We start from the raw sequence: 12,337 nt of genomic DNA, 5'->3' as shown, positions 1-12,337 counted from the left end.
GCGACAGTTATCGGAACAGCGGCAGGGTGTCCGAGTAACCGGGCACCTCTGCCTCGACGCGGGCCGTCGCGGCCTGCTCGTCGGCCTCGCGCTCATCCGCTGTGAGCACGTCCGGCACCGGGTTGTAGATGAACAGCACGCTCTCGATGGCGGTTGCGGTGCGGTCGATCGAGTCGAAGCGGTCGCGCAGGGTCATGTGGTGGCCTCCAAGGCTTGGCGGATGCGATCGGCGAGGTCGGAGAAGGTACCGGTGTTGCGGATGACCAGGTCGGCGCGGCCGGGCCCCAACTGCTCGCTGGAGTGATCGCCGGCCGGGGTGCCTCGGTCGATGAACCAGACCTTGAACCCGGCCGCCCGCAGCGCGCTCAGCTCATTGTCGAAGCGCACGTCCGTCACCACGACGGGGCCGAGCACCAGGCGCGCGTCTTTGAGACAGCGGTCGATCCAGTGGTCCGGATCGACGTGGTGGCGGATGCCCTCGGTGCCGAGCCGCTGGAGGAACCGGCGCGCTTCCGGGAACCGGTCCTTGACCTCCTCCCATCCGTAGCGGTTCACGGCGTCGGCCAGGGTGAGCGGTACCGGAGCGTTGACGCCCAGCAGTTCGTAGCTCACCACCGGGTCGACCGCGTAGGCCATCTCCTTCAGGGGGTCGGCCAGCGCGAGCCGGGTGAACCCGTACTCCCGCAGGATCAAGGCCGTCGTGTCCTTCCCGGACCTAGCCCGGCCAATCAGGGCAATCCCGTTCATCCGCGTTTCCTCTCTCCGTGGTCAACCGGGTTGAGCCGCCCCGGTTAACAACCCGGCCCACGGAGCGCCGAGAACGCGAAAAGGCCCCGCCCTCCCTGGTGGGGAGAGCGGGGCCCGGGGTGCTGGCGTCAGCTGAGTTCATTCTCCAGCGCGAGCAGCGCGGCACGGGTGTTCTGAAGCTCCTCGCGGAGCTGGTCACGGGTCTCGGTGTCCAGGGACGCCAGAGTCTGCGGGGTGAGGGTGTCCAGCGCCAGCCGGAAGCTGCGGACCACCTGTGGACTGCGAGCCGGGGGGATCGCCAAGTCGTCGCCCTCGGCGAAGGCGATTCGGCTGGCCACCTGGAGAGCCCGACGGTTCGCGGAGACGATCTCCTTCTGGGCCTGCGGCACGATCCGGTAGTACGCGAAGATCTCGTCGGCTGACGCCAGTCCTGGGAACCGCTCCTCCCGCTGCACCGGGTCGTCGTCCAAGCTGCGGATGTAGTCGACGCGGACCTGGGACATTGCGGCACGGACGGCCCGCGAAGCCGTATCGCGGTCCTCCTTCAGCTTCTTCCGGTGCTCTGCGGAGTCGCCCGGAACGGGCTTAAGGCCCATGCCGTCCAGGAGGTCTGACATCCACATCCGGGCCGCATAGCTTTCGCGGCGCAGGTCGGGAAGGCCGTCCGCGTTGGTGAAGAGCAACGCAGTCTCGAAGACGACGGTCGCAAGGGGCCCGTACTCGCGCGCTTGCACGGAGCGGGCCAGAGGCAGGGCCCGGTCCATGACCTCTTGGGCTCCGGGGACGTCCTGCCAGCTCGCCTTGGACAGCTTCCTCGCGGCCATGGATTCCTCTCGTCAGTCGGGCGGGACCGTGCTGCAACCAACGGTGCCAGCCTTCCATTCCACCACAGGCCCGTGCAGCAACGAGAAAAGGCCCCGCCCCGTCCGAAGACGAGCCGGGGCCACGGTTCTCACCGCTTGCTCTTCATGCCGTCGCCCTGCGGCGGGGCGGCGGGTTCCTGGTCGGCGTGCGGGCACGGGCAGCACTCGGCGAGCGCTGCCGTACGAGCGGCCTCGGTGCGGGCGGCGTCGGTCTCGTGCGTGACGACCCGCTTACCCGCGGAATGTCCGCCGGCCATCGCGGCGACGGCCAGCAGCAGGCCGATGACGGCTTCGTTGGTCTCGATCCCGGCGAGCCTCGGTACGACGGTGCCCAGCACGGTCAACGCCGCGACGATGGCTGACCGTGCCTTCACCGGGTTCTCGGTGATCCAGGTCTTCAGGTTCTCGATGGTGCTCAGCCCTTCAGTCGTGCGACCACGTCAGTGATCAGTGCGGTGCCTCCGGCGAGTCCGGAGGCGACGACGCCGTAGCGCCAGCGCTCCAGAGCGCGGACGCGGTCCTCGTGGTCCTTGAGCGTCTGCTCCACGGCCTGGCTGCTCTGCGCCAGCGAGCGGACGTCCTCACGGACACCGACAAGCTGGTCGTAGATCTCGCGTGGCCCGATGACCACGCCGCCCAGCCGCTCGTCGTCGGCCATCAGTAGCCCCCTTCATTCCAGGCGATCGACTCGAAACTGCCGTACTTCGCGTTCGCGTAGCGGACTCCGGCGATGATTGAGTCGACCGGGTTGAGGATGTCTCGGTGGCCGGGCAGCGCGTAGGTGTCGAAGGTCGGCCGGATCGTTTGGAGCAGGCCGTAAGTCCCGCCGTACGCCGCCTCGTTGCTGTCCCAGTGGTTCTCGGCGAGCGGGTTGCCGCTGGACTCGGCCATCGCGCGGTGCTCGATCGCGGCGGCGGACGGCACGAGGTCACCGTTCGCGCGCAGGATGTCGCGGGCCTCCTCGATCCATCCGGGGAGGTCGTTCGAGTAGCCGGTGCTCGGGGCGGCCGGTTCGTCGGTGGCCGGTGCCGGGTCGGCCGGTTCCTCGGACGCCGGGGCGGACGGCTCGGGGGTCGGCTCGCTGGCCGTCACCGTGTCCGAGGCGGGAGCCGTCACGGGGCACAGAGCGGGGGCGGGTTCCGTGGCAGCGGCGGGGATCATGAGCTGCTGGCCGGGGAAGATCAGGTCCGGGTTCGCGGCAGTGGCCGGGTTCGCGGCGATCAGGGCTTCCAGGGTGATCCGCTGGGCGGCAGCGATGTCCCAGAGGGTGTCACCGGGGACGACGGTGTAGAGCTGCTGCGCGTCGCCCGGCACCGACGGCTCCGCAGGCGTCGCGGGCTCGGCCGGGGCCGGGTCGCCGCTCGGCTGCGGGGCGGCGGTCGCCGGAGCAGCGGGCGCGGCGGGGACGGTGACCTGCTGGCCCTCGGTGATCCGGTCGGGGTTGCTGATCTGGGGGTTCAGGGAGAGCAGCCCGGCCACGGTGGTGCCGAGCGCCACGGCGATGCCGCCCAGGGTCATGCCCCGGCGGACGGTGAAGGTGCGGGTGGCCGGCGGCTGCGGCGGGTTGCCGTACTCGGTGAGGAGGCGGGCGAGCTGCTTGGGGCCGGGGATGCCGTCGGCGCTGTCGGTGTCACCGAGCTTGAGCTGCCAGGCCCGGAAGGACTCGGTGTCCGCGTTGCCCCAGACGGGGCCGGGGCCCTCCGTGTAGCGGGAGCAGCCCGCGCGGACGAGGGCGCGGCCCATGGCGGTGATGTGCTCGCCGCGTGCACCCGGGCCGTACAGCTTGCCGTTGATGGTGACGGCCTGGCCGCTCGGGGTGCTGGTGCCGCCATTGGTGGTGTAGGCGGGGCGGCCGACGCCGAGCACGACGGAGCGGGGGCGTATCTTGCGGGCGACGTAGCCGCCGGAGCCCTGGCCCGCGCCGTCGCCCCGGGCGGTGTTGCCTTCGACGGTCTTCACGCTCTGGCCGGGGGCGGAGTCCTCCAGCACGATGCCGACGTGGTCAGCGGTCGGGCCGCCGTCCCAGGTGAAGAAGATGACGTCGCCGCGCCGGAACTCCTCGTCGCGGCCGTGCCACTGGCCCTTGTTGCGGAAGTACTGGACGTGCGAGGGGCAGAAGGCGAAGCGGCCGACGGCTGCGGCCTCGCCGCCCTTGTCGGCGCACCAGCTGACGAACATGTCGCAGAAGGGCTCGTGGTTGAAGCCCGGGGCGTACCAGCGGCCGAACACGGTGTCGTAGTACTTGCCGTTCGGGCTCAGGCCGCCCCGGTAGTTCTGGTCAGCCCACTTGGTGGCCTCGGTGATCATTGCTTCGCGGGAGATGAAACGGGTCCTTTCAACAGGGAAGCCCCGCCCGGGAGTTCAGGGCGGGGCTGCTGCGCGGGTTGCAGCTGTGGGTCAGGCGTAGCCGGGTGGGATGGGCACGGGGGTCCAGGTGCCGGCCTCGGTGGCGGCGGGGGCCTGGTTGAGGGGCAGCGCGATGGCCACGCCGGGGTCGACGGTGCCGCCTCCGGTGACGTCGGTCTTGGTCTGGAGGAGGAGGCGCTGCCACTCGCCGGGCTGGCCGCCTCCGGTGGGCAGCAGCCAGTCCAGGCGGACCCATCCGTTGTTCAGCGCGCCGCCGGTGTACTGCCACTCGGCGGTGACGGCGCGGGCCTTGTCGACGTCGAACAGCCGGAGCCAGACGTTCGCGCCCTGCTTGGCGGCCACGCGGCAGTCCAGGCGGATGACGGGGTGGGCGATGCCGGCGGTGGGGATGGTGGCGGCGGCGCGCCACGTGGTGGCGACGTCCAGGCCGGGCCGGTAGGGGGTCATCGGCAGGACAGCGCCGAGCGCGCTGGCGGTGCGCTCCATCGCGGACAGGCGGGTGCCGATGGTCTGGAACTCGTCCGCAAGGGTGGGGCGGCCGTAGACGGTCATGCGGCCATCACGAGGTCTCCCTTCACCCAGTCGTCCACGCGCTCGAAGACGGTGGTCGGGACGAGGGCGAGGGTGGTCTCCTCGCCGTTGCGGGTGACCTTGGTGTTGATCTCCTGGATGACGTACTGGGCGTCGATGCCGGGCCAGCGGGCGGTGCGGGCCCGCACGCGGATCTTGTGGCCGACGCGCAGTTCGGCGGCGGTGTACTCGCCGCCCGGGTGCAGGGTGACCTCGGGGACGATGAGCGGGAACGCGCCGACGGCGGTCATGCGCTCGGCCTGGGCGGTCAGGGTTTCGACGCGGACCACCGAGTTGTTGGTCTCGACGGCGGACAGGCGCGGGATGCGGCGGCCCTCGGTGGTCTCCAGCGGGCCGTTGTACCACCAGCTCTTGAGCTGGCTCCAGCCTTCGCCAGCGCCGTTGACACCGGTCTCGGTGCACATCTTGTCGCCGTCGGCGGTGACGGTGGTGACGGTGCAGTTGGTGCCGTGCTCCAGGACGATGCCGGTGTCCACGCCTCCGGCCGGGTGGAGGAACCGGAAGCGGTTGCGGATCACGCGGGCGTCGATGTCCCAGTCGTGGTCGATGCGGAAGTCGAAGCCCTTGATGACCGCGCCGAGCTGTTCGACGGCCTCGCCGACCGACTTCCACTCGTACCAGGGGTAGGTGCGCTCCCGCTTCATGGTCACCAGGTCGGGGTCGAAGGTGAGCGCGCCGGGCCCGTTGCTGCCCCAGTAGCCGGGCTGGCCGGGGGCGACCGGCGAGGGGGTGTCGGCGAACTGCTGGATCAGCTCGCGGGCGATGGTGGTCTGCTCGCGCGCCGTGGTGCCGGTGGAGTACCCGAGGTTGACGACGTTGCGGCGGTAGTACTCCCACAGGCCCACGCAGTCGAGCGTCATCTCCTCGGCGGCCAGGTCGACCGACCAGGTGAGCAGAGGGCCGCCCCACAGGACGCGGCTGCCGCGCTGGACGTGGGCGGTGATCCGCCACGGGGAGATCAGTGACCAGTCGAGCCCGGCGAGGGGTTCGGCGGCCAGCGGCACGCTGAAGCTCGCGGAGCCGGGGGCGTTGAGGATGGAGCTGAAGGACAGGCCCGAGACGGGCAGCTCGGCGAGCAGCCGGCCGCCCTTGAACTCGGAGAGGATCACGCGGTACTCGTCTGCCATCAGGCCGCCTGGACGGTGACGGCCTCGGCGTAGGAGGTCCACGCCGCCTTGAGCTTCACGTTGTTGGTCGCGGTGTTGTCGGGGCGGCACGTGGTGCTGACGCTCATCGGCGTCCCGGCGGGGACCCTGATGGTGCCCGATCCGCGCGCGTCGCGGGCATCGCCCGCGCGGACGTACTGCGGTCGCCCGGCGCGGCGGCTCTCCCCGTGCCCGAACACCACGGGAGTGATCCAGCCTTCGCCGAAGTCACCCTGGTAAGTGCACTCGAACCTGATGGTCACCAGGCGCGGGTACGAGGCGGCCGGGGCCGTGAACGTGTGCCAGCCCTCACCTCCCCACGCGTTCTCGGGAGCCTGGTACGAGGCGTCCAGGCGCACGGCTCCGGGCACGACCGGCGCGGTGGTACCAGGGCCGGTGACCTTGTGCAGGGCGGTGCTCACCGAGTCGTAGACCAGGCTGCCAGCCGGGGCACCGACGGCGGCCTGGGCGATGCCCTGGGCCCCGGCGGTGCGGAGCTGGCGCAGCGGGGTGGTGTCGAGCTGCCCGGCGACGACGAAGCGCTGGTCCTCGATGCCGGTGATGCCGGTGGCGGCGATGTTCACCACGGCGAGGCGGATGCAGTTGGACGGCACCGGCCAGTCCTTCGCGCCCGGGGTGGACTCGGCCAGCACGGCGACCGACCAGCCCTTGCCGCCCTCCTTGGTGACCTGGGTGCCGGAGGCCGCCCGGGGGGCGTAGGGGGTGCCGTCGGCGGCGAAGCTCACGGGCTGCATGAAGCGGTCCGCGGTGGTCTTCACGTCCATCAGCAGCGGGCCGGTGGGGGCGGCGTCGGGGTCGGCGAAGGCGACCACCAGGTCTTGGCGGGCGGCCTCGCCGGGCTTGGGGGTGGAGCACTGGAGCTGAATGCTGGCGTCCAGGTTGGCGAAGTGCACCGCGCCCTTGTGGGACACGGCCACGTCGTCGGGCAGCCACACGGAACCGGCCGCGACGGACACGCGGGGGGTGGGGTTGTCGACCTTCTCCACCAGCAGGGCGGCGGGCCCGGCGACGCCGACGTGGGCGCCCCGGGTTCCGCCGATCATCGTGCGCAGGTCGAGTGCGTCGTAGCGGCCCTGCTGGACGAACAGCGGGGCACGGAGTTCAACAGCCAAGAGAAATGGGGTCCTTACATCCAGGCGGAGCGCCATGCGACGTCCGCCGTGACCCCGTCGGGGCCTTCCAGTACATCGAGTTGGATGGTGCTGCCGCCGGGCGGGACGGAGAACCAGAGCGAGGTCGGGTCGACCTGGCCGAAACGGCTCGCGCCGTTGAGGGTGATGCGCCGCCGCCCCATGTCGATCACCAGGGCATCGCCCCGGCCGACGCGCAGTCCCCGGGTGGCGAATCGCTGGCGCACTCCGTTGTGGACGAGGGTCAGCGACGGGTCGCGGATCTCGCCCGTGGCGGGGGTGATCCGGATGACGGGCCAGGTGTCGACCGAGCCCCGGTTGTCGATGTCCGGGACCAGACCGGCGGCGGGGCCGGTGCCCATGTCGAAGGGGAACGTGAGGGGGAAGATCGGCCGGCCGCCTCGGGGGACGGCCACCGCCACACTCGCCCGCGCCTCGTCGGCGGAGTACAGCCTCGGGTCGGTGGCCAGCAGCTCGACCGTGACGCGGCGGCGGCCCGCGTGGAACTCCTTGTCCAGGGTGACGGCGCGCTTGCGCACCCGGGCCATGATCCGGGACCGGCCGCCGGCCACCCCGGGGAACGCGAACTCCAACGGCTGCTCGTCGCCGCCGGGGGCGAACGCGGCCAGCAGGTCCGGGACCTCGGTCTCGTCCAGGGCGAGCATGGTCAGGGTGACCGTGCGCGCGCCCATGTAGTCGGTGCCCGGCATCAGGCCGTCGCGCTGAAGCAGCTCGGCGTCCGAGGTCCGCACGTCGGGTGCGTCCAGGAGGCCGGCCACCTCCTCCAGCACGACGGAGGAGTCCTCACCGAGCAGCAGCCCGCCCCACGACGCGGTCCAGGGCTGGCCGGTGTAGGGGTTGCGGGCGCTGGGCTGCGGGCCGATGTCCGGGCGCTTCGGCGGGGGCAGGTCGGGCAGCGTGCGGAAGGTGACCGCCTCGGACCAGGCGTCCAGGCCGGTGCCGGTGGTGTGGTAGCGGACCCGGTACTCGGTGTCCGGCTCCAGCGGCGGGTCGTCGCCCAGCGGGCCGCCGTCGCCGACCAGGGCGGTGCCCGGCCACGTGGGGTCTTCGGCGTCGTAATGCGCCTTGCCGGTCTTGGTGTTGGTGGTTTCGACGTCCGTCCACGCGCCCGGCGTCTTCGTGTAGAAGACGCGGGCGGTGTGGGCGGTGACGTCGCTGACGAACGGTGGGGGAACAGCCCCGATCTCGCTACCTCCCCGAGGTCTTCAGCTCCCACGCGATGGCCTTGCCGATCTCGTGGGGGTCCGCGTCGGTGCGGGCGTTGACGGTGATGTGCGGCCCGTAGCGGGCCTGGCCTGCGACCTTGGACGCGGGGTCGGGGTGGCGCAGGCCGGCGGCGGCGCGCTGGCCATAGCTGTAGGTGTCCAGCGAGCGCAGCCCGGAGGTGACCGGGCGAAGGGCCTGCTCCAGCGGGCTGGCGAAGGCGGCCGGCATCGGCGCGGCCTTGCGGGAGGCGAGCATGAGCGGCGCGGCCTTCGGCGCGAGCGGCACGGCTGCCATCGGCGGCGGCACGGCCGGGGAGGACGGGGCGCTGGACTTGAACGGGTTGATCGCGTCCACGATCCCCGAGGCGATGCTGCCGACGTTGATCGACTTCATGCCGTTGACCAGCCCCTGGATCGCGGACTTGCCCTTCTCGTACAGCAGCGAGCCCAGGTCGCCGATCGCCGAGACGATCTTGCCCGGCAGGCTGGCGACGTAGCCGACCACGGTCTCGATCCCGGACGACACTCCGCCGGAGATGTCCGACCAGGCCGACCCCACCGCCTCGACGCAGGACCGCCACGCGGTCGACGTCCACGACTGGACGTTGCGCCAGGCCGTGGCGACGGCGGAGCCCGTGGAGCTGGCCGCCGACGACACGGTGGAGGTCACCGACCCCCAGGACGAGGAGGTCCAGGAGGTCACGGACCCCCAGGTGTCGGACGTCCACGAGCGCACGGACGACCAGGCCCCGGCCACGGCCGAGCCCGCCGACGACGTCGCGTCCGAGACCCAGGACGTCACGGACGACCAGGTGTCGGACGTCCACGAACGCACGGACGACCAGGCGGACGAGGTGGCGGAGGTGACTCCGTCCCAGGCTGACTGGACGGCGTGCCAGGCGGCCACGGCCCCCTGGGCCAGCAGGTCCCAGGCTTGCATCGTGACCGAGAAGCTGACCACCAGGGCGCGAAGCCCGAGGTCAACCAGGCGCATCATGGCGGCAGTTGCCTGCGCGTTGTCCTTGAAGACGGCGAAGAACTGGCGCAGCGTGTCCGCGAACCAGCTGATCGACGCGGCGATCTCGGGCGCGAAGGCGACCGCCAGGGAGGCGATCCCCTGAAGGAAGGCGTCGAGCAGACCGACCAACGGGCCCAGAATGAGCTGGAGTTGACCTCCCCCATTGGACAGGGTGAGGAAGAAGTCCCCCAGGGCGGCCCCCAGGGCGACCAGCGCCACCGGCAGCTGCTCGGTGAACGCCTTCATCCCCGGCGAGGTCATCGCCGCCGTCAGCTTGGGGAACAGCGTGTCGGTGAAGTCGGTGACCGACTTCACCATGGGGCGGACGAACTGGGCCCCGGCGTCGAAGAACGCCTTGAACTCGGGCTCGGCCTGGCGGAACCAGCGCGTTACGTCCTTGACCGCACCGCCGAGTTCGTCGCGAATGCGCGCGGTGGCGGGTTGCAGCGCCTCCGAGGCGCTGGTCATCGCTGACTCGGCGGCCTTGCCGAGCTTCTTCATGTTGCCCGCCGCCGCGACGGCGGCCAGGCCCAGCGGCAGGACCGGCAGCGCGGCCAGCGCCAGGACGGCGATCAGCCCGGAGGCGACGACCGTCACCCAGGAGGCGATGGCCGTGACCAGCACCAGCAGCGGCAGCGCGGCAGCGGCAGTCTGGGCGAACCCGGCCGCCATCCCGACGGCCCCTTGGGCTGCCGAGCTGATGCCCGACCCGATGCCCTGAAGAGCGGAGGCCGTCTGCTCGATCGAGAGGGTGAAGAGCCGGCCGAAGTTGCGGCCGATCTCCGCGACCCCCGAACCCAGGGTCGCAAGGCCCGACTTGACCCGCTCGAACCCGCCCCGGGCGAGATGGACGTTGACGCCCAGCCGCCAGCGGCGGCCGGTGAACCGGCGGATCTGCCCGTCCGCCGGGACCGTGTCGACCTCGGCCCGGATGCGGACCGTTCGCTCGCGGGTGAGCGCGGCGATCCTCGCGGCGGCCTCGGCCGTGTCCGCGAAGACATTGACCCGGACACTGCGGTCGTGGGTCAGCTCCCGCAGCCGGGCGTTCACGCCCGTGGTGTCAAGGTCGAGCTTGACCTTCAGCTTGGTGTACTTCTCCAGCATCTCCAGGTACTGCTTCAGGCGCTGGCGGAAGCCGTCCGTGTCCGGCAAGACGCGCACGTGGACGCGCCCGACTTCCTTGCCGCCGGGACCGGCCATCGGCTCACCTCCTACGTGAGTCGGACCGGTGCGGGCCGTACCTGCTCGGCGGAGCGCGCGAGCACGGCCGCCGGTAGGCGGAACGTTTCTGCAAGAGGGGCTGACGCCTCGGCGAGCACCGGGCCCCCACCCTGGCCGACCTCGCGCTGGAGGGCGGCGGCGAAGGGGCTGGTGCCGGAAGGCCGGCGGGTCTTCTGGGCGTAAGGACGCGGGTAGGGCTTCGGCCGCTCCACGCTGCGGGGGTTCTTCGCGGCCTTGGCGACCTGCACGTGGGTGAGCGCCTGGACGGCGTCCACCAGGTCCGCGAGAACGTAGGTGGCCGCGTCCCAGCCCAGGGCCTCACGGCCACCGCGGAGTGCGGCCAGCGTCGCCGAGTCGTCGGGAAAGGTCCCGATCAGGGCGAGGATCAAGCGGGCGGAGTGCCGTCCCCGGAACCAGTCCAGGACGTCCACGCCGCAGTAGCGGCGCAGGTCGGCGGTGATCTCCGCGCCGTGCTCGTCCAGCAGCCTGATCAGGCCGCCGCTTCCCCCGGCGCGGCCTCCTCCATCCACCGCTCGACCACGGTCATGGTCTGCTCCAGCGGCAGCGCGTCCAGAGACTCGCGCATGGCCTTCTTGTCGGAGGCGACCGCGACCAGCAGACCGCTCATGGCGTCGATCCGCTTCTCGTTGCTGACCTTCTTCGACTGCACGACGTCCAGCAGGGCCATCGCGGTCTTCAGGTCGCCGCCGGGCAGAGCCTCGATACGGCGCAGGCGGACCTTCCTGCCGTTCTTGGCGACGAACTTGACGCCCTTGCCGGTGTGCTTGCGCTCGGCCTCGGCGGCGAGAGCGGCGTAGTCCAGGGTGGTGCTCAGGGGGATCTCCAGGGAGTTTGACAGAGGTGACGAATAGTCACGAAACTATTGGTGTGGGTGGGGTTGGCTGCCTCACACATTCAACCGAACTGCTCAGGGCGCAGGGCAAAGCGTTCTGACCCCGCGCATTGCTGTTCGAGAGCCGGTGTTCTCGGTCAGTGGTCGCGGGGGAAGCGATCACCACGGACCGAGAACAACCCCCTTTGGGGGTGCTTGAAGGGTGCTGGTCGGTACTCAGCGCCTCCCCGAGAACCTGCACCGGCAGGTCTCGATTCACTTACCGTTCGCGGTAGGTCGGATCGAGCCTGCCCTTGAACAGGTCGACTCCCGATCTGCTGCCAGATCTGGGGAGTTGTGGTGAACGTTCCTGGCTGGCTGGCACCTGTTGTCTGCGGTGCCGCTGTCCTCCGCTTGGTGCTCCGGCGGTGGATTCCTTCGTTGCTCGAAGATGCGATCGTCTCGGTTCGGGCGCTCCGCAAGTTCAAGGCGGAGCTGCGGAAAGGCCAGGTTCCGGCCCGAAGGGGGCTGCCGGAAAAGGAGGAGCTGCCCGACAGGGAGGATCAGGCGGCCTGAAGCCCGGCGGCCAGGTCGAACACCGGGCTGACCGTGCCCAGCGGAGCGGACTGGTTGAGGGCCACGACGGTGGCCTTCACCGGCATCTCGGTGAGGGCGGCGGGGTCGACCTTCACCGCGTCCGCGCCGATGATGCTGGTCTTCGGGTAGTGCCAGACGACGGCCTTGCCGCCGTCCACGGCGGCGATCAGCAGCGCGCGCGGCTGCGCAGCGGGGCTGCTCGGGATCGAGAACAGGCCCTTGCTGTCCAGGCCCTTGTCGGTGCCGTAGTACAGCTTGTAGGACTCGGCGGTGAAGTCGGACAGGTTGATCGTCACCGCGTAGGTCTTGCTCGGGTCGGTGGTCTTCAGGCTCTTGTTCTGCCAGGACCCCAGCACCTCGGGCTCGTCGCCGTCGGCGCTCATCTCGATGCCGTTGTCCAGCGACGTGTTGCCGATGGACTTCCAGGTCAGGCCGCCGGGGCCCCACTTGGACGAGTCCTTCGGGTCGAAGCCCTTGCTCAGGTCCGGCAGTGCGGTGCCCGGCGGGGCGACGTAGATGTATCCGGTGCCCGGTACCAGGACCGGGGCGTCGTCAGCAGCCAAGCTGACTCCCTTCCGG

Annotated in this window: 14 protein-coding genes; all 14 read right to left on the bottom strand. The window is 70.9% G+C overall.

The genetic code is table 11. From position 1 onward, the window contains the following. Positions 1-7 precede the first annotated feature (7 nt). On the bottom strand, positions 8-196 hold the full coding sequence (locus IH61_RS0108020) for a hypothetical protein (RefSeq protein ID WP_031067087.1): 189 nt from the start codon (positions 194-196) through the stop codon (positions 8-10). Further along, positions 193-693 (bottom strand): hypothetical protein, encoded by a 501-nt coding sequence (locus IH61_RS0108015; RefSeq protein WP_051836521.1) that lies wholly within the window; start codon positions 691-693, stop codon positions 193-195. The genes IH61_RS0108020 and IH61_RS0108015 overlap by 4 nt, the downstream gene beginning before the upstream one ends. Before the next feature lie 182 nt (positions 694-875). Continuing rightward, positions 876-1,571 (bottom strand): hypothetical protein, encoded by a 696-nt coding sequence (locus IH61_RS0108010; RefSeq protein WP_031067080.1) that lies wholly within the window; start codon positions 1,569-1,571, stop codon positions 876-878. A gap of 128 nt (positions 1,572-1,699) precedes the next feature. Continuing rightward, on the bottom strand, positions 1,700-1,984 hold the full coding sequence (locus IH61_RS0108005) for a hypothetical protein (RefSeq protein ID WP_031067078.1): 285 nt from the start codon (positions 1,982-1,984) through the stop codon (positions 1,700-1,702). A 41-nt stretch (positions 1,985-2,025) separates the two neighbouring features. Then, complete coding sequence (locus tag IH61_RS0108000; RefSeq protein ID WP_031067075.1) at positions 2,026-2,268, bottom strand: hypothetical protein; 243 nt, start codon at positions 2,266-2,268, stop codon at positions 2,026-2,028. After that, on the bottom strand, positions 2,268-3,917 hold the full coding sequence (locus IH61_RS42685) for a LysM peptidoglycan-binding domain-containing protein (RefSeq protein ID WP_051836515.1): 1,650 nt from the start codon (positions 3,915-3,917) through the stop codon (positions 2,268-2,270). The genes IH61_RS0108000 and IH61_RS42685 overlap by 1 nt, the downstream gene beginning before the upstream one ends. A 90-nt stretch (positions 3,918-4,007) precedes the next feature. Beyond that, entirely contained in the window at positions 4,008-4,529 is a 522-nt protein-coding gene (locus IH61_RS0107990) for a hypothetical protein (RefSeq protein ID WP_031067069.1), read from the bottom strand. Then, entirely contained in the window at positions 4,526-5,695 is a 1,170-nt protein-coding gene (locus IH61_RS0107985; RefSeq protein ID WP_031067066.1) for a hypothetical protein, read from the bottom strand. Before IH61_RS0107985 ends, IH61_RS0107990 begins: the two co-directional genes overlap by 4 nt. Beyond that, on the bottom strand, positions 5,695-6,846 hold the full coding sequence (locus IH61_RS0107980) for a hypothetical protein (RefSeq protein WP_031067064.1): 1,152 nt from the start codon (positions 6,844-6,846) through the stop codon (positions 5,695-5,697). Before IH61_RS0107980 ends, IH61_RS0107985 begins: the two co-directional genes overlap by 1 nt. A 14-nt stretch (positions 6,847-6,860) precedes the next feature. Continuing rightward, complete coding sequence (locus IH61_RS42680) at positions 6,861-7,655, bottom strand: phage distal tail protein (protein ID WP_051836514.1); 795 nt, start codon at positions 7,653-7,655, stop codon at positions 6,861-6,863. 418 nt (positions 7,656-8,073) lie between these two features. Further along, complete coding sequence (locus tag IH61_RS0107970) at positions 8,074-10,308, bottom strand: phage tail protein (protein WP_031067060.1); 2,235 nt, start codon at positions 10,306-10,308, stop codon at positions 8,074-8,076. Positions 10,309-10,319: 11 nt separating this feature from the next. Then, positions 10,320-10,859: a hypothetical protein gene (locus IH61_RS0107965; RefSeq protein ID WP_051836512.1), complete on the bottom strand. Its 540-nt coding sequence runs from the start codon at positions 10,857-10,859 to the stop codon at positions 10,320-10,322. Next, positions 10,820-11,017, bottom strand: coding sequence for a hypothetical protein (locus tag IH61_RS0107960; protein ID WP_031067055.1), 198 nt, complete (start codon positions 11,015-11,017; stop codon positions 10,820-10,822). The genes IH61_RS0107965 and IH61_RS0107960 overlap by 40 nt, the downstream gene beginning before the upstream one ends. A 707-nt stretch (positions 11,018-11,724) precedes the next feature. After that, positions 11,725-12,321 carry a hypothetical protein gene (locus IH61_RS40520; protein WP_051836510.1) on the bottom strand — a complete coding sequence of 199 codons (597 nt, stop codon included), beginning with the start codon at positions 12,319-12,321 and terminating at the stop codon, positions 11,725-11,727. Positions 12,322-12,337 lie beyond the last annotated feature (16 nt).

The organism is Streptomyces sp. NRRL WC-3742 (genome assembly GCF_000720635.1).
In the GTDB taxonomy this organism is placed as follows: Bacteria; Actinomycetota; Actinomycetes; order Streptomycetales; family Streptomycetaceae; genus Kitasatospora.
The sequence above is the reverse complement of the archived record's forward strand: the minus strand, read 5'-3'. Positions and strand labels throughout refer to the sequence as shown.